This is a genomic window from Corynebacterium felinum (genome assembly GCF_030408755.1).
Taxonomy (GTDB): Bacteria; Actinomycetota; Actinomycetes; order Mycobacteriales; family Mycobacteriaceae; genus Corynebacterium; species Corynebacterium felinum.
Genome location: NZ_CP047209.1, coordinates 999792 through 1016095, shown reverse-complemented (window position 1 = coordinate 1016095; position 16304 = coordinate 999792). Strand labels below are relative to the sequence as shown.

Here is a 16304-nt window from a genome sequence, read left to right as displayed (position 1 = left end):
GCGATTGTCCGTTTCATGCTCACAAACACTCATGTAATGCCAGCAAGAAACGTGGTGAATTTATTTAGGCTTGTGGTGGCAGTGCTTCGACAAGTGGTGCATCGAAGTCTTGCGGCCCTAGTTTAGCCGCACCGCCTGGTGAGCCGAGTTCGTCAAAGAATGCGGCGTTCGCATCATTGAAGTCAATCCACTCGTCAGGAACATCGTCTTCATAGAAAATCGCTTCGACAGGGCAGGCGGGCTCGCATGCCCCGCAGTCCACGCATTCATCCGGGTGGATGTACAGCGAACGCTTGCCTTCGTAGATGCAATCCACTGGGCATTCTTCAACACACGCCTTGTCCATGACATCAACGCAAGGCTGTGCAATCGTGTACGTCATTGGTGATCCAACTTCTCCAAAAAATTTTTGTGTTTCTGGGTAGATAATCCCTGTGTTGGGCTCACGAGGGAATGGGTTAAAACAGGTGGTTTAAAAATATGATCCGACCTATTATGTCACTTCTTGCTCATCACAGGCCAACTACCCCCAGCCACTCCGGCAAAAATCAATAGAATGCTGCGGATATTTGAACCAACTAGTTGATCCCCGCTCAAACCTTCGGCCATGGTCAATAAAAAGAATCCCCCCAACCATACCCACAGCGGTATGAGTGCTAGTGCTGTTTTCTTCGTCCACAACAGTGCTGTTTTCGTCAGCACCATGGTGAAGAAAAATGCCACAGGGATGGTGTACGGCACTGCCACCCCACCAATCCACGTGCCCAGATACACCACTTCCAACAACACTGAAATGAGGGCCCCGATCGACAACCACATCAAACCAAAGGCAACTTCGGCCTTCGTATGGTGGGAATACGTGTGCTTTTCGGTAATGGTGAAATCATCAACCATACCGGTATTTCCCTCATCCCCACGCGGGGTTTGTGCTGAGTTATCCACGTGGCAGAACCTCACAAGGCTGGTTGTGCTCGCAGTGGTGATTGTCAGAATCCGGCCCGCACACTAGCGCAGCGAGTGCTTTTTTCATGCCCTGATCATAATTGCCACCAAACTGGTAGTGCTCAAAGCGCATCACAGGTTGCGCAATCATATTTGACAGGCAGAAAGTAGCCGGCGCACGTTCTGGGTCACAACAAGCAGCAAACGCCGCCTGTTCGCGGGTCTCACATGAGGAGCCATCGGCAATCCACAGTTGGGTGGGGTGTGCCTTCATGGCCGCAATTTTCGCCGCAAGATCGACATCATCAAGTCGGATTTCAAGATCACTGTGCTCAACACAGGCGATATCCCCAGGCTTTGCTGCACGCCACCCCTGTGGTGGAACAATCACCGATAACCCCTCTTCGAGGCGGGTCTTATCAGTAACTGCCCACAGCACAGGAATCTCCCCTGCTGCTTGGTGGGTGATTTCGTGGGCGCGAATATGATCAGGGTGCCCATATCCCCCATCGGGACCATAGGTAATCAACACATCAGGCTGAATGTCGGCAACGATGGTGCGCAATTGCGCTGCTGCCTGATCCCCCGAGTGAACAAACGCCCGCGGGTGGTTGTTTGCGGCATCCCCCACCATGCCCGAATCACGCCAATAGCCTGCCCCACCAAGGAAAATCCCCCGAGCATTTAACAGCGCAAGTGAAGCGTGAAGTTCGCCGATGCGGAATCCACCGAGCTGGTCCGCATGATCGGCCACAAGATGGGAGTAGGTATCGCCAATAACCTCCCCTTGTTCACCTAAAGTGCAGGTCACTACCCACACTGTGGCGCCCCTTCGACTTAAATTCGCCAGCAAACCCCCTGTCCACAACGCTTCATCGTCGGGGTGGGCGTGGACAGCAACGATCCGTGTGCCCACGAGGTCGGTGTGGTGCAGGCGATTATTCATGAATCCTCCAGGTGTGCAATGAGCTCAAGCCCTTGGGCCAATCTTCCAGTTTCGGTTCGGGGCCAACAATGCCGTGACCTAAAACTTCGAGGCGTTTATCCCGAGCAACAACGGTACGCAATGCTTGTTCTTCTTCCAACTGGCCGATCAAGGTGGCAAGTTCATCAGCACCTACTGTGCCGGCAAAGTACTCGTCAATGCTCTTTTGTAGGTCTGGATCGCAGAATCCGGACTGGTTCGAACCCAACACTCCTGTGGCGGGGCAGGCGTAGCGTTCCGCTAACAGCGCACCATTGGTAGCTACCACGACATCAACGTCGCCGTGAGGGATCTGGCTGCGCATGAGCTCATTCATGTCCGCTTGCACCAACTGTGTCACAATATTGTATTTTGCCAGCTGGTAGGAGAGAGTTTTTGCGGCGTTAAAGTCGACTTCCCGCGCCGGATCCACACCGATAATCACAGGTCGCGAAAGGGAGTAGAGGCGCAAGTTTTCAAAGCTGGGTTCGGGGTTGCGTCGAGCAACATCAATGTCCACGTCGCGGCCGAATGCGAGTCGCGAGAGCAATCCGGCGTCGATAAGCGAACGCAACTCTCGGCGCAACAGGGGGTCGAGATGGGTGTTGGCAACAACTTCGAGCGTGTACGCGTCTGGTTCGATGCGCACTTGAGTGTCGGGGATGAGATCGTAGGCTTCCCTAGATGTTTGCGTGGGGCTGACGTCAAGGAAGCTGACTTGGCCCGTTTCCAGCATTTCGACACCTTGGACGGTGCTGCGGATTTCACGGAAAGTGAGTGTTTCCACCCGCGCGGGTTCTTTGCCCCACCAGCGGTCGTTGCGGTGCAACGTGATCACGCCGCGTTGCCTATCAATGGAGCGGACTAAAAATTTGCCTGCTGCTGCGGGTATCCCTTGGGCGAGTACTTTGCTAAACGCTTCACCGCGCAGCAAATGCGCAGGTAGAAGTGATTGGAAGAGCCCTTGCCAGTCGGCGTATTCTTTCTGAAAATCGACGAATACTGTTTTGCCCGCGCCCGCTGATCGGATAGCAGAAATCGCCCGGTAACCGCTGGGGTTCAGGGTGCCGGCACTGTTGCGCATTGACGCCCACAAATATTCAAAGTCGGCGACGGTAATGGGGGTGCCGTCGCTCCACTGCGCTTCTGGGGCGATATCGTAGCGGATGGTGAACACGACGTCTTTTTGCTTCTCGACGTCGGGGGCGAGGCGTTCAGCTTTCAACAGCAAGTCATCGTTCAGCTTGCCCGCAACGAAAGCGCTCGGAAGTACGAGCGAAGCGAGTGTTTGGGTGAAGCGGGAATCGTCGACCAAAAGGTGCGGGTTGAACCCATTTTGGATTTGGTCAATGCCGATTGCTAGTTCTTTCGCTTGTTTTTTCGGCTGCGCTGGCGCGGTGGAGGTGGTGGAATTTTTTACTTGCTGGGCAAGTGGGTCTTCCACGGGGGCTGGCCCTGGTGCGGCAGAGCACCCAGCCGCACAGAAGAGGGCCAACGACACAACAACGCCCACGCGCTTTTTTCTCATGCGATTATTCTACTGAACTGATTTACTCTTGCCACGAAGCACACCACGATCACCTCACGTGATCCTCAACAACGGCGCGGCCCGTGCGGTTTCCACTTCCTTCTCCCCTGTCTCCGGCAGGCAAAGCACTGCCTCGATTTCTTGTGTGGCTCTATCCACCAAGAAGTTAGGAAAGTAGGCAGCGTGGCACCTATCGGCGAGCAGCGTGTACTTCGGATCAAAAACTTTCATTGTATTCCTCCTCACAAGACTCAACCGCACAGTGACTCAACGAAACTGTGGCTCTACACCACATACTAGGCACCAGATCTAGCGGATGAAACCCAAAGGAAAAACATTAAAGAACTTCACAACCTTCTGTTAAATACGTGTTCGAATAAGCAGTACTTAACCGGTGCTCACTCGGCGATACTCCCAGCACAGTCAACTACAAATACCTTGCACAAATCCCCATTTTCCGCGCCGCTTCCCACACAAAAATGCCTGCCACCGCAGGGGTGACTTCACAGCCACTAAGAACACAACAGGGGCGAACCACCAGTGGTGAAATGTTAATAAAACCTTATAAACTCCACCCATCTGGGGGTATATATGGGGACTTTCCTGTGATTTTTGCACAGGAAAGCATCGCTGAAGGTCATCTTATTAGCATCGACTTATAGATCTAATAGTTAAGGGGAATCGCCCCCTCCCTGAAATACAAGCCCACACCATCAAAAAAGGAATCCCCCATGAATATGCTGCCCTTTTCCACCTTCACCCCAGTGCCCCGCACACACCGTACGAGAAAACGCACGCCGTGCATCCGACGTCGATACGCATTTTCAGGCAGTCAAGCGCACTCACTTCCCCCACCTTTTCTTGCAGCATAAACACGTCACACCTACTTCGCGTACACCGCACTCACGCTTTTTCAACCATTCCCCCACATCGAAAGGAGTGTTGACCATGCACACAGCACTTTCGCGCACATTCTCGCGCACACTCATTGCACTTATCGCCGCTCTTGCGCTGATCACCGTCATCGTTCCCCACATCGCATTTGCGCAGGAGACCACCTACCCGCTGTGGGTCGGCGGAATCCAGGTCAGTGACGCAAACAAAAATGACGTGCTCGGTGATGGCACCGTTCGCTACGACTCAGACACATCCACCATGCACCTGAACAACGCGAGCATCCTCAACGACCAAAACCCCAGCGAGCCTGGCGAGCACACACGTTCAGCAGTACACACCACTGTTAAAAAGCTGACCGTCAATGCCACAGGATCCAATACGATCACAGTCATCCCTACACACCCTTCAAGCCAGGTATTCACCCAAAAATCAGGGGAGGATTCCACCCTTTCATTCACCGGCAACGGCACAATCGCGATGGAAATGAAATCGCCAGCAAAACCCTACCCCTATTTCAACATCCCCAGCTACGGGGTGTACGAAGCAGAAGGGCACACCATTTTCGCAGGCCCCGACATGTCCTTCCATGTTGCAGGGGGCACGACAAGCGCAGCTTTAGAAAGCGACAGTGGCATCACGGTGAAACAGGGAGCAATCCACGCCCACGCCGATGGCGGATATCGCGGCATCACCACTGTGCACACGAATGGTGATTTGCGTATCGACGGCGGATCACTGACCGCACTCACCGGCGACATCAGCCACAAGAGCACGCGCGTCGGTGGTGATTACAAGTCAATTTCCGTCAAGCCTGACAAACTTTTTGTTCTCAAAGGCGTGCTCATTGCGAAAACTCAAGACATCCTCTTCAGTGAGCACGTACAGATTCGCGAAAGGCAAAGAGTATTTGTCAATACCAGCCACTTAGAAGAAGGTGCCCAGCCGTGGGATCGCGTCACCATTCTTGGCGGCACTCACTCCCCCTATCGCTATATCCGCATCGAGGGTGTCAATAACATCACCCCACCGTCGACAACTGCACCGACGGCACAGCCCAGCTCCACCAGCCCCACACCGGCACCAACCAGCACAGAACCCCTACCCCCAACAAGTGCTGCGCCCACAACCGAAACCAGCAGCACAGCACCCACCACCCCTAGTGCGACTCCCCCAGCCACAACAGAGCCTGCACCAAGCACGACAGCTACGCCGAGTACTACACCTGCACCCCCAACCCCACTGGAGCAGATTCGCGCGCTGCTGCGAGCACTACTAGCATCACTGAAAAATCTTCCCCTGATCTCACTGCTTCTTCGTGTATTCAGCAGCTAAACTCAGCTGGTAAATACTGGTGCAGGTGGTGAATCTAGCACACAAGGTGCGCTACCTTCACAAAGTAAGAACCACGGTAAAAATTTTCCGTGGACACTAGCCGAGGAAAATAGCCCCGTGGCGGTGGGGAAACAGTAAACACCTACTGTTTCCCCACCGCCACGGGGCTAAAAAACTTGAAAGCACACTCACGTGCATCCAAGTACAACGGTGAGGTTTTACTTGTTGCGGTTCTTCTCGCGGGAACGTGCACGACCACGCTCAGTTGCGTTCAAAATTACCTTGCGCACGCGCAGGGACTCAGGAGTAACCTCAACACACTCGTCCTGACCACAGAATTCCATCGCCTCATCCAGGGAAAGAACGTGCGCCTTGGCCAAAGTAACGGTGGCATCAGCGTTAGCCGAACGCATGTTGGTCAGCTTCTTTTCCTTGGTGATGTTGATGTCCATATCCTCATCACGGTTATTAGCACCAACAACCATGCCTTCGTACGCTTCCATACCTGGCTCAACGAAGAAGTTGCCACGGTCAGCCAACTGCTGCAGGGCGTATGCGGTGATCTGGCCGGAACGGTCAGCAACCAGGGAGCCGGTCGCGCGATCCTTGATCTCACCAGCCCATGGGCGCAGTTCGATGGAGTAGGAGTTAGCGATACCTGCACCGCGGGTTTCGGTGAGGAAGGTGGTGCGGAAACCGATCAGGCCGCGGGCTGGAACATCAAATTCCATGCGCACCCAGTCGCCGGACAGATTCGCCATGGAGGTCATCTGGCCCTTGCGGGTCGCCATCAGCTGAGTAACAGCACCCTGGTGCTCAGATGGAGTGTCGATCACCATGTGATCGTAAGGCTCGTAGACTTTGCCGTCGATGGTTTGAGTCACAACCTGTGGCTTGCCCACGGTCAGCTCGAAGCCTTCGCGACGCATGGTCTCCACCAGCACGGACAGCGCCATTTCGCCACGACCCTGAACTTCCCACGCGTCAGGACGCTCAGTAGGCAAAACACGAATGGAGACGTTACCGATCAATTCCTGATCCAGACGAGCCTTGACCACACGAGCGGTCAGCTTGTCGCCGCCACCGCGACCAGCCAATGGGGAGGTGTTCACACCAATGGTCATGGAGATAGCTGGCTCATCCACGGTGATGCGTGGCAAAGGCACGGGGTTGTTGATATCAGCCAAGGTATCGCCAATCATGATGTTGTCGATACCGGAGATAGCAGCAATATCGCCGGCGATCATCTCTTCGTCAGTCGACTCACGGGTCACACCCACGGTCTTGAGAAGCTCAGCAACCTTCACGTTCTTCACATGCTGGTTACCTTCCTCATCGTAGTGAATCCACGCAACCTGCTGGCCCTTCTTCAACGTACCCGCGTGGATACGAACCAGCGCAATACGACCCAAGAAGGAGGAGGAGTCAAGGTTGGTCACGTGTGCCTGCAGTGGCGCATCCACGGTTGCGGAAGGCTCTGGCAGTGCGTCGTAGATAACGTCGAACAGGGCCGTGAGATCTTCCGCGTCTGGCACGTTGCCATTACCTGGGTTCTCAGTCGACGCTTTGCCTTCGCGACCAGAAGCATAAAGAACTGGAAGGTCAAGCAGCTGCTCAGCAGCTTCTGCAGCCTCATCGTCATCGAGGGAGCTTGCCAGCTCAAGCAGCAGGTCTTGAGCTTCCTCCACAACTTCGTCGATACGTGCGTCAGGGCGGTCGGTCTTGTTCACCACGATGATCACAGGCATCTTTGCGGCCAAAGCCTTGCCCAGCACAAAACGGGTCTGTGGCAGTGGACCTTCAGAGGCGTCGATAAGCAAAACAACACCGTCAACCATGGACAAACCGCGCTCGACCTCACCACCGAAATCGGCGTGGCCGGGGGTGTCAATGACGTTGATGATCAGGTCGTTGCCGTCCTTGCCCAAACCCTTGCGGCGGATCGCGGTGTTCTTGGCGAGGATGGTGATGCCCTTTTCCCTTTCAAGATCACCGGAGTCCATGACGCGGTCGGTGACTTCGCCGCGGTCGCCGAAGACGCCGGATTGCTCCAGCATGGCGTTGACAAGGGTGGTCTTGCCATGGTCGACGTGGGCGACAATGGCAACATTACGGAATTCTGGACGGCTCAAAAGAGTGCTCCTAATTATTAGGAAAGAAAATTAACGTTACAACCCTACTAAAAATAGGAGCTTCGTGCGACATTGACAGGTAGCAATAAGGCGAAAATCACAACAGGCACGCCACAGATATCTAGCAGACTTTCTCACAGTCACAACCTGTGCACTACGCAGCCACAACGCATACACAGTCGAAACCTTCATCCACCCCACACCCACCTCGACCGATCCCGCGTCTACCGCACCGGTGCGCGATGCAGCTCGCTGCCATAGCTTCGCCATGCAGCTCACACGCAAGCTGCGCCCTTCCTTCTTGTCTGCGAGCGCCCACCCCTGAACCCTTTAGCACCCCTTGACAGAGTTACAGATGTGACTATTGTTAAAAAAGTATATTTTTGTTAACAGTGGGACTTGGTGTGTGACCGCGCGTGAGTACGCGCCAGCCCCAGCCTTATGCGTGCACACTCAAGCGCACACATAACGCCTGCTTATCGACGTCGAACCGCGCCCCACAGTCACCCACCACACCCCCGCATGTAACATTTTCGCCCCGATAAAAGATGAAAAATCATATGAAAAAACCCGTAGCATTCCTCCTCAGCCTTGGCTTGTGCTTCCCCGTAGCAGCCCCTGCTGCACACGCTCAGCCCAGCCCGGCCCAGCTTTCATCTTTATCTTCGATGGGCTTAGGCCTCGATCCGGCGACGATTGAATCCTTAAACCCCCTGGACGATTTGGGCCGACCGAAGCAGCAGTACCTCGATCAGGCACGCACTTTCGCGAAAACAGCTCCCCTGCCGGAGCAGTTCCGCAATGCGATTTTAAGCGCCGTGGCCTTCTACGAGGGTGGCGGAAATGGCGGGGTGGAAGTACCGCAGACTGGCCCGAAGTTTTTTCAGTTCCACTGGCCCACTGTTGCTACCAACTGCATTGGTGGCTCTTTAGATTCCGTGGGCTCTGGAATTGCCGTTCCTGGCCCTTCCCCAATCCCAGCACCGGGTGCGAAGGATGGTGAAACGGCCTTTGTGTTTACCGCCCTTGGTACGGGTGCGGTGCGCCAATCACAGATGAAGGTGCATTGGGTGAATTTGTCTGAGTTGCGTATGGGGCAAATTTCTTTGTCTGACCATGGGCTTAACCCTCAAGGTCCTGCCACAGTGACGGGCACTGCGGTGACTGGCAAGGGCACGATTGTGGCTGTAATGGAAGGCAGCGTGGACACGATAGAGAAAGAAAGCGACGCTCGCTGTTCTTTCATTCCAACCGCTGCTGTTTTTGAGGTGAAATGATGGTAGATCTGCATCCTATTAAATGTGAGACTTTCGATCCGAAGTCGAAGACCAACGTGGATCCTAAAGGGTTCCGCCGTCAGGTTGATACCTACCGCGAAACTCCTTTTGGCCTGTACATGGCCAGGGGTGCAGATCACCCGAAGTTTGGCTATTTGGAATCGTGGTTATTGCCGGAGTTGGGGCTTCGGGCAAATATTTTCCACTATCGCGATGGTGTTGTGGATCGTGAAGATATTTATATCGATGTTGTCGATATCAATATCGAAGATGGGGTGTGGACTACTCGGGATCTGTACGTGGATCTTGTGTGGAATAGTGGCGACAGCATTGAGGTGGTGGATATTGATGAGCTTGCTGCCGCAACGTCTGCTGGTTTAATTTCTGCCGACGACGCGGAGAAAGCCATCGAGTCTACTTTGGCTGCAGTGGAGGGCATTACCCGTTATGGTGATAATCCTTCTGCATGGATGAAAGCCAAGGGTATTGATATTGATTGGGCCGATACGGTCACTCTTGTCCCCGCGCCTTAGCAACACACATATAAATTTTTAGGTAAACTTGCTCCCCATGGTCACCGTCTATCACAATCCTCGTTGTTCGAAGTCGCGCGCCGCTGTGGCGTTTGTTGTAGAACAGCTGGGCGAAGCGAATGTGACTATTGTTCGCTATTTGCAGTCCCCTCCGACTGCTGATGAGTTGCGGGAGCTTCTCCGCCGCGCGAATCTTCGCGCCCATGATGCTATTCGCACGGGTGAGGCTGTGTATGCCGAGCTTGGTTTGAATCAGTCGTGTTCGGAGGATGAGTTGATTGCGGCGATGGTGTCTCATCCTATTTTGATTGAGCGCCCTTTCGTGGTGAGCGATAAGGGTGTTGTTCTTGCACGTCCAACCGAGAAGATCGCCGAGGTTTTGTAAATGAAATTGCTGAAGAAGTTGGTTGCTGTGGTCGCTCTCAGCGCCGCGACTTTCGCGAGTGCGCCTGCTGCGCATGCGGTGATGGGTGGCCGAGTGAACACTCATGACAATGTTGCGTTGATTTTGTTGGGCGGTTCCCTGTGCACGGGCACTGTTGTGGCCCCTGACTGGGTGTTGACTGCCCGCCATTGTGTGCACCAGGGCCAGTCCTTGATCCGGATTAATAACCAGAATCATTACCCCACTCAGGCTATTTTGCACCCGAGTGATGATATTGCACTGTTGCGTTTGAATCATCCTACTCAGGTGGCTCCTGCTGTGTTGTCTGATACGCATTTGCAGCCTGGTGAGCGTGGTGAGGTTGTTGGTTATGGTTCAACCCAGGGCACGATTGCTACTGCTGCTGATGCGACGGTGCAGCGTCGTGTGCATAATCTTCCCGCCCCGTTGGATCGAGTGACGGTGATTGAGTCGCAGGTGACTCGTGGCCGTATTGTGCAGGGTGATTCCGGCGGCCCGCTTTTCGACGACGCCGGCAAGCTCGCCGCTGTGCAGTCGGGCACCACGCAGCCAGGTACGGTTGCGTTCCATACTCCTGTGGCTGAGCATGTGAACTGGATTTCTCGCCATGCTGGTTTACCCGCTGTGAGGGTGTTGGATGCTCCTGCACCGAATGTGGATGCGCGTGCCTTCCCAACGTTGATTCCTGCACCGAGAGTTCCAGTGATTGGCAACACCGTGATTGAAAGTTTGCTGAATTACAATTTCGATTTGCGGTTCATCCCACTGCCCGCTTTAATCGTGGGGTCGAGCTAAAAATTTTCACTGAATAAAGGGAAGCAGCCTGCTTAGTTGCTTCCCTTTGTGCTTGTATTCACCCTCAACAATGAAGGCCACCAGCACCGCAGCTTGCAGGAGACTAGTTTTCTACAAAATCCGCAGCACCATGGTTGTCGATATTGAAAAGCGCGTAAGAACACAAGGGTGAATGCTCTTACGCGCATTACTTTCGAACGAGTGCTAAATATTGAGCCCTAATTCGATACCCAACCCTGGGACCGAGTTGATCAAATCGCGGGTGTAGTCCTGCTTGGCATAGAGGAACAACTCATCAGTGCTGCCCTGCTCAACCACTTTGCCCTTCTGCATCACAACCACCTCATCGGCGGTCTGACGCACCACAGCAAGATCGTGAGTAATGAACAAATAGCTCAGGCTCAACTCATGCTGAAGATCGGCAAGGAGCTGCAAAATCTGATTCTGCACCAACACGTCCAACGCCGACACAGCTTCATCCAACACCACCACTTCCGGTTTCAACGCCAACGCACGCGCAACCGCAATACGCTGACGCTGACCGCCCGAAAGCTCATTAGGGAAACGGCGCATCGCCGACCGCGGCATAGCCACCATATCCAGCAGCTCCGCCACACGATTCTCACGCTCCTTGCGGTCACCCACCTTATGCACCAACAACGGCTCCTCAATACAGCGATAAATCGAGTACATCGGATCCAAAGAACCATACGGGTTTTGGAAGACCACCTGCAGCTTACGGCGCATATCAAACAGTTCTTTATCCCCCAACGTGGATAAATCCGTGCCCTTATAAAACACCTTGCCGGAGGTTGGATCGAGCAGATTCAACACCATATTCGCCACCGTGGACTTGCCGGAACCCGACTCACCCACCAGCGCCAAAGTAGTGCCCTTCTTCAAGCTGAAGTTCACATCGTCCACAGCTTTAAAATCACTGGAACCACGAACCTTAAACACCTTGGTGAGGTTTTCAACACGAATAATCTCCTCACTACTGGTCGGATGCTCAGCAGTAAGAAGCTCCGAGGACTCCAAGCCCTTCTTCTGCGCGGACTGGATACGTGCCGAAGCCAACGAAGGAGCAGCCTTCACCAAACGCTGCGTGTAAGGGTGTTGAGGATTACGCAAAATATCCAGCGACGGACCAGACTCCACCACACGACCACGGTGCATCACCACAAGATGCTCAGCACGCTCAGCGGCCAAACCAAGATCGTGAGTAATGAACAAAACCGCAGTACCCAACTCCTTGGTCAACGAACCCAAATGATCCAAAATCCGCTTTTGAACAGTCACATCCAATGCAGAAGTTGGCTCATCGGCAATAAGCAACTTCGGGCGGGCAGCCAAACCCATACCAATTAAGGCACGCTGGCGCATACCACCAGAAAACTCATGAGGGTACTGCTTGGCACGCTTAGCAGCATCCGGCAAGCCTGCTTCCTCAAGCAAAGTGGCCACACGCTCATCCATCTGCGCACTGGGCACCACATTATTAGCCCGCAGCGCCTCCTTGATCTGAGTACCCACCCGCCACACGGGGTTTAAGTTACTCATCGGATCTTGGGGCACCAAACCAATCTTCGCACCCCGGTAGCGCACCATTTCCTTCTCCGGCAGGTGCGTAATATCCGCACCGTCGAAAATGATCTGCCCACCGGTAACCTTGCCAGTACCGGGAAGCAAACCAATAATGCTCATCGCAGCCGTGGATTTACCAGAACCCGATTCACCCACAATAGCCACAGACTGACCGGGATAAATCGTCATATTGATGCCTCGAACCGCCTCCACCGTACCGGTGGTGGATTCGAAAGAAATCCGCAGATCTTTCAGTTCAAGCAGTGGCTTTAAAGTGCTATTTTCTGTCATCGCTTCTTCCGTGCCTTTGGATCGAGGGCATCGCGAACCACGTCACCCATCATGATGAAACTCAACACCGTTGCACCCAGCGCCATCGCTGGGTAGAACAGCACCATTGGCTGTGTACGCAACGAGGCCTGCGCCTTAGCAATATCCCCACCCCACGAGACAATGGTGGGAGGAAGACCAATACCAAGGAAGGACAACGTTGCCTCCGCCACAATGAAAGTACCCAAAGCCACCGTGGCATACACGATGATCGGGGCAGCCGCATTGGGCAAAATATGAGAGGTAAGAATCTTGAAATTCGACGCACCAACCGCACGAGCAGCGGTGACAAATTCCTCATTCTTCGTTGCCAACACCGCACCGCGAGTAATACGAGCAATAGAGGTCCAACCAAACAAGGTCAAAACCAACACCACCGTGAAAATGGTGCGATGCTCTTTAAACATCTGCATCACCACAATGGCAGCCAACACCAGTGGAACCGCATAGAAAATATCGGTCAAACGGGACAACAACGCATCTAAAATGCCACCGAAATAACCAGCCAATGCACCAATGATCGTGCCCAACACCACCACCGACACAGTGGTGAGAATACCCACCAAAACGGAGGCGCGGGCACCATAAACCATGCGGGAGTAAATGTCACAGCCTTGACGGTCAAAGCCGAAAGGATGATCAATCGAAGGCTTAGCCAAACTATTGGAAAGCTCACAGAACCGCGGATCGGTGGAGGTAAACAGCTGTGGGAAAAGCGCCAAGGAGACTGCAATGAGAATCAGTGCGGCCGATACCCAAAACAGTGGGCGGCGACGCAAATAGCGCCACGCCTCACCCCAGACACTCGTAGGTGCGGATTCATCAGCAACGGCGTCGACAGCGCCCAGACCAGTCTCGTCATCTTGTGCCACAAAGCGCTGCTGGCCGGGCAAAATCTTGTTCTTTTCTTCGTTATGCATAGCGGATCCTCGGGTCGAGAATGGCGTAGAGCAAGTCCACGAGCAAGTTAGCCACAATGTACACAATGACCAAAACCGTGGTAAAGGACACCACCGTGGTCGGTTCACCCTTCAAAATTGCTTGGTAGATAGCACCACCAACACCGTTAATGCCGAAAATGCCTTCAGTGACAATCGCGCCACCCATCAGCGCACCAAGATCAGCACCAAGGAAGGTCACCACTGGAATCAGCGAGTTACGAAGAACATGGCGGCGAGTTACTGTCGCACCGTCAAGGCCTTTCGCACGGGCGGTGCGCACATAATCAGCACTGAGGCTTTCGGTAACCGACTGCCGCGTTAGTCGCACAACGTATGCGAAAGAAAGCGCACCCAGCACGATGGCAGGCATGAGGAGATTCTTAAACGTTTCGTTCGGCCCCACTGTAGGCGGCAAGATACCCCATTTCACACCTACGAAGAATTGGAAGACGAAGCCGATCACGAAGGAAGGCACAGCAATCACAAACAACGAGGCCACCAACACCGTGGAGTCGAAGAAACCACCCCGGCGCATACCTGCGATCACGCCGAAAAGCAGGCCGAAGATTGCTTCAAAGGCCAAGGCCATCAGCGCCAGTTTGATGGTCACGGGGAATGCGTTAGCCATGGCTTCAGCCACGGGACGGCCGGAGAATGTGGTGCCGAAATCGAGGGTGAAAATTCCCTTGATGTACAAAAGGTACTGGATGATAAAAGGTTTATCCAGGTTGTATTCCGCCCTGATGCGATCCCGAGCGGCATCGGAAAGACCCCGATCGCCGCCCAGTGCTTCCACTGGGTCACCGGGCATTAAAAACACAAGAGCATAAAGTAGCAACGTTGCGCCAAAGAACACGGGGATCATTTGGAGCATGCGTCGACCAATGTAGCGAAGCATTGAAGTCGCGGTCCTTTCAAAGTCTCAAGCCCCGCGTGAGCACACACTACTGGGTGCTTGTCGCGGGGCTTAGAGGATCAAGGCATTAGCCCTTGGTGATGTTGTAGTACACAGGTTGGGAGTTCCAGCCGAAGACAACGTTGCTCACGCCTTCACCGTAACCACCGGTGACGTTGGAGTACCACAGTGGGATCACTGGGAGATCCTTGAGCAGGACTTCTTGCGCTTCGTTGTAGAACTTCTCACCAGCTTCTGGGCTCTCAGCAGCAGCGCCCTGCTTCAGCAGCTCATCGAATTCTGCGGAGGAGTAGTCACCATCGTTGGAGCCTGCGCCGGTGCCGTACAGTGGCCCGAGGAAGTTAGCCAAGGATGGGTAGTCGGCCTGCCAGCCGGTGCGGAATGCGCCCGAGATGGTGCGTTCGGTGACGTCCTTACGCAGCGACTTGAAGTCTGGGTAGGGGTTACCCACAGCGTCAATGCCGAGGGTGTTCTTGATCTGGTTGGTCACAGCATCAACCCATGCCTGGTGTCCGCCATCGGAGTTGTAGGAGATGGTGAAGGAGCCGGTGAACTGGCTCATTTCATCAGCCTTCGCCCACAGTTCCTTCGCCTTTTCTGGGTTGAATTCCAGAACTTCGCTGCCCTTGAGGGAATCGGTGTGACCTGGGATCACAGGGGAGGCGAAGTCGGTGGCTGGGGTGCGGGTGTCTTGGAAGATAGCCTTGGTTACTTCAGCGCGGTTAATCGCCATGGAGATCGCCTGGCGGCGCAGTACGCCTTCTTCACCGGAGAAGTGCTCCAGCTTCTCTGGGATGGTGAAGGACTGGAAGATTGCCGCTGGCTGGTTCACCGCACGATTGCCCAGCTCAGAGTTGAAGGTGGCGAATGCGGAGTCTGGGATTGCATCCAGCACATCGAGGTTGCCTGCCAACAGGTCAGCGTATGCAGAATCCTGAGATGCGTAGAAGACCAGCTTCAAGCCGTCATTCTTTGCCTTACGTGGTCCGTCGTACTTCTCGTTAGGGACCAGAACCATGTCCTGGTTATGGTTCCAGGTTTCCACCTTGTAAGGGCCGTTGCCGTTCGGGGTTTCACCGAAGGCGTCCATATCCTTGAATGCCTCATCAGGCAGTGGGTAGAAGGCGGAGTAGCCCAAACGGCTTGGGAAGTCCGATTCTGGCTGGGAAAGTTCGATGGTGAAGGTCTTGTCGTCAACAACGGTGAGGCCTTCGAGCTTCTTGCCTTCCTCATAGCCTTTGATGGGCTCGAAGAAGTAGGCGCCCAGCTGGGAGTTTTCGACAGTGTAGTTCCATGCGTCAACGAAGTTATGGGCCTTGACAGGGGTGCCGTCGGCGAAGGTGATGCCGTCCTTGAGGGTGACCTTATAGGTCTTGTCGCCTTCGAGTTCGACGGATTCAGCCATCTCGTTGTGGGTCTTGCCCTCGGCGTCGTAGTAGAACAGGCCGGAGTACACGAGATCAACGATGCGTCCGCCACCGGTTTCGTTGGTGTTACCGGGGATCAGTGGGTTTTGTGGTTCGCTGCCCCATGCAGTGACGTAGTTGGTACCACCGGATTCCTTGGATCCGGAAGAGGAGCTGTTCGATGAACCGGAGTCGTTAGAACATGCGGCGAGGCTAAAAGCCAAGGCTGCGGTTGCGCCCAGTGCCAGAGTCTTCTTCAAAGACATTAAGCAGACCTTTCGTCGATGTGGTGTATTTCGATCCGGTTTACTCACCTGCGGG

The 16304-nt window shown here is 54.2% G+C and carries 15 protein-coding genes; 5 read left to right on the top strand and 10 right to left on the bottom strand.

The annotated features are described in order from the left end of the window. Nucleotides 1-64: 64 nt before the first annotated feature. From fdxA to CFELI_RS04450, 5 genes are all read right to left on the bottom strand, one after another. Nucleotides 65-382, bottom strand: a complete 318-nt coding sequence (gene fdxA, locus CFELI_RS04470; protein WP_277104916.1) for a ferredoxin — start codon at nucleotides 380-382, stop codon at nucleotides 65-67. Between the two features lie 116 nt (nucleotides 383-498). Next, on the bottom strand, nucleotides 499-894 hold the full coding sequence (locus CFELI_RS04465) for a hypothetical protein (protein ID WP_277104942.1): 396 nt from the start codon (nucleotides 892-894) through the stop codon (nucleotides 499-501). 40 nt (nucleotides 895-934) lie between these two features. Continuing rightward, entirely contained in the window at nucleotides 935-1888 is a 954-nt protein-coding gene (gene mshB, locus CFELI_RS04460) for an N-acetyl-1-D-myo-inositol-2-amino-2-deoxy-alpha-D-glucopyranoside deacetylase (RefSeq protein ID WP_277104917.1), read from the bottom strand. Then, entirely contained in the window at nucleotides 1881-3434 is a 1554-nt protein-coding gene (locus CFELI_RS04455; protein ID WP_277104918.1) for an ABC transporter family substrate-binding protein, read from the bottom strand. The genes mshB and CFELI_RS04455 overlap by 8 nt, the downstream gene beginning before the upstream one ends. Before the next feature lie 54 nt (nucleotides 3435-3488). Further along, nucleotides 3489-3665, bottom strand: coding sequence for a hypothetical protein (locus tag CFELI_RS04450; protein WP_277104919.1), 177 nt, complete (start codon nucleotides 3663-3665; stop codon nucleotides 3489-3491). Between the two features lie 717 nt (nucleotides 3666-4382). Between CFELI_RS04450 and CFELI_RS04445 the strand changes: the two genes are divergently transcribed. Next, nucleotides 4383-5663 (top strand): hypothetical protein, encoded by a 1281-nt coding sequence (locus tag CFELI_RS04445; protein ID WP_277104920.1) that lies wholly within the window; start codon nucleotides 4383-4385, stop codon nucleotides 5661-5663. A 218-nt stretch (nucleotides 5664-5881) separates the two neighbouring features. Here the strand turns inward: CFELI_RS04445 and typA are convergent, their stop codons facing one another. Next, nucleotides 5882-7795 carry a translational GTPase TypA gene (gene typA / locus CFELI_RS04440; RefSeq protein WP_277104921.1) on the bottom strand — a complete coding sequence of 638 codons (1914 nt, stop codon included), beginning with the start codon at nucleotides 7793-7795 and terminating at the stop codon, nucleotides 5882-5884. A gap of 560 nt (nucleotides 7796-8355) precedes the next feature. Between typA and CFELI_RS04435 the strand changes: the two genes are divergently transcribed. From CFELI_RS04435 to CFELI_RS04420, 4 genes are read left to right on the top strand one after another with little or no spacing between them, the layout of a single operon-like run. After that, nucleotides 8356-9072, top strand: coding sequence for an Rv1157c family protein (locus CFELI_RS04435; RefSeq protein ID WP_277104922.1), 717 nt, complete (start codon nucleotides 8356-8358; stop codon nucleotides 9070-9072). Then, complete coding sequence (locus CFELI_RS04430; RefSeq protein ID WP_277104943.1) at nucleotides 9072-9605, top strand: ribonuclease FAU-1 family protein; 534 nt, start codon at nucleotides 9072-9074, stop codon at nucleotides 9603-9605. The genes CFELI_RS04435 and CFELI_RS04430 overlap by 1 nt, the downstream gene beginning before the upstream one ends. Before the next feature lie 37 nt (nucleotides 9606-9642). Then, nucleotides 9643-9990 carry an arsenate reductase (glutaredoxin) gene (gene arsC, locus CFELI_RS04425; protein WP_277104923.1) on the top strand — a complete coding sequence of 116 codons (348 nt, stop codon included), beginning with the start codon at nucleotides 9643-9645 and terminating at the stop codon, nucleotides 9988-9990. Then, nucleotides 9991-10806, top strand: a complete 816-nt coding sequence (locus CFELI_RS04420) for a trypsin-like serine protease (protein ID WP_277104924.1) — start codon at nucleotides 9991-9993, stop codon at nucleotides 10804-10806. It begins immediately after the preceding gene. A gap of 204 nt (nucleotides 10807-11010) precedes the next feature. Here CFELI_RS04420 and CFELI_RS04415 read toward each other — a convergent pair whose 3' ends face one another. The 4 genes from CFELI_RS04415 to CFELI_RS04400 form a co-directional block, all read right to left on the bottom strand. Further along, on the bottom strand, nucleotides 11011-12681 hold the full coding sequence (locus CFELI_RS04415; RefSeq protein WP_277104925.1) for a dipeptide ABC transporter ATP-binding protein: 1671 nt from the start codon (nucleotides 12679-12681) through the stop codon (nucleotides 11011-11013). Continuing rightward, nucleotides 12678-13640 (bottom strand): ABC transporter permease, encoded by a 963-nt coding sequence (locus CFELI_RS04410; protein WP_277104926.1) that lies wholly within the window; start codon nucleotides 13638-13640, stop codon nucleotides 12678-12680. The genes CFELI_RS04415 and CFELI_RS04410 overlap by 4 nt, the downstream gene beginning before the upstream one ends. Beyond that, complete coding sequence (locus CFELI_RS04405) at nucleotides 13633-14559, bottom strand: ABC transporter permease (protein WP_277104927.1); 927 nt, start codon at nucleotides 14557-14559, stop codon at nucleotides 13633-13635. The genes CFELI_RS04410 and CFELI_RS04405 overlap by 8 nt, the downstream gene beginning before the upstream one ends. 85 nt (nucleotides 14560-14644) lie before the next feature. Continuing rightward, nucleotides 14645-16249 (bottom strand): peptide ABC transporter substrate-binding protein, encoded by a 1605-nt coding sequence (locus tag CFELI_RS04400; RefSeq protein WP_277104928.1) that lies wholly within the window; start codon nucleotides 16247-16249, stop codon nucleotides 14645-14647. Between the last annotated feature and the right edge of the window lie 55 nt (nucleotides 16250-16304).

Bases quoted from the DNA above. Each gene is read 5' to 3' on its own strand.
- fdxA (WP_277104916.1), bottom strand. From the start codon at position 382: ATGACGTACACGATTGCACAGCCTTGCGTTGATGTCATGGACAAGGCG.
- CFELI_RS04465 (WP_277104942.1), bottom strand. From the start codon at position 894: ATGGTTGATGATTTCACCATTACCGAAAAGCACACGTATTCCCACCAT.
- mshB (WP_277104917.1), bottom strand. From the start codon at position 1,888: ATGAATAATCGCCTGCACCACACCGACCTCGTGGGCACACGGATCGTT.
- CFELI_RS04455 (WP_277104918.1), bottom strand. From the start codon at position 3,434: ATGAGAAAAAAGCGCGTGGGCGTTGTTGTGTCGTTGGCCCTCTTCTGT.
- CFELI_RS04450 (WP_277104919.1), bottom strand. From the start codon at position 3,665: ATGAAAGTTTTTGATCCGAAGTACACGCTGCTCGCCGATAGGTGCCAC.
- CFELI_RS04445 (WP_277104920.1), top strand. From the start codon at position 4,383: ATGCACACAGCACTTTCGCGCACATTCTCGCGCACACTCATTGCACTT.
- CFELI_RS04435 (WP_277104922.1), top strand. From the start codon at position 8,356: ATGAAAAAACCCGTAGCATTCCTCCTCAGCCTTGGCTTGTGCTTCCCC.
- CFELI_RS04430 (WP_277104943.1), top strand. From the start codon at position 9,072: ATGGTAGATCTGCATCCTATTAAATGTGAGACTTTCGATCCGAAGTCG.
- arsC (WP_277104923.1), top strand. From the start codon at position 9,643: ATGGTCACCGTCTATCACAATCCTCGTTGTTCGAAGTCGCGCGCCGCT.
- CFELI_RS04420 (WP_277104924.1), top strand. From the start codon at position 9,991: ATGAAATTGCTGAAGAAGTTGGTTGCTGTGGTCGCTCTCAGCGCCGCG.
- CFELI_RS04415 (WP_277104925.1), bottom strand. From the start codon at position 12,681: ATGACAGAAAATAGCACTTTAAAGCCACTGCTTGAACTGAAAGATCTG.
- CFELI_RS04410 (WP_277104926.1), bottom strand. From the start codon at position 13,640: ATGCATAACGAAGAAAAGAACAAGATTTTGCCCGGCCAGCAGCGCTTT.
- CFELI_RS04405 (WP_277104927.1), bottom strand. From the start codon at position 14,559: ATGCTTCGCTACATTGGTCGACGCATGCTCCAAATGATCCCCGTGTTC.
- CFELI_RS04400 (WP_277104928.1), bottom strand. From the start codon at position 16,249: ATGTCTTTGAAGAAGACTCTGGCACTGGGCGCAACCGCAGCCTTGGCT.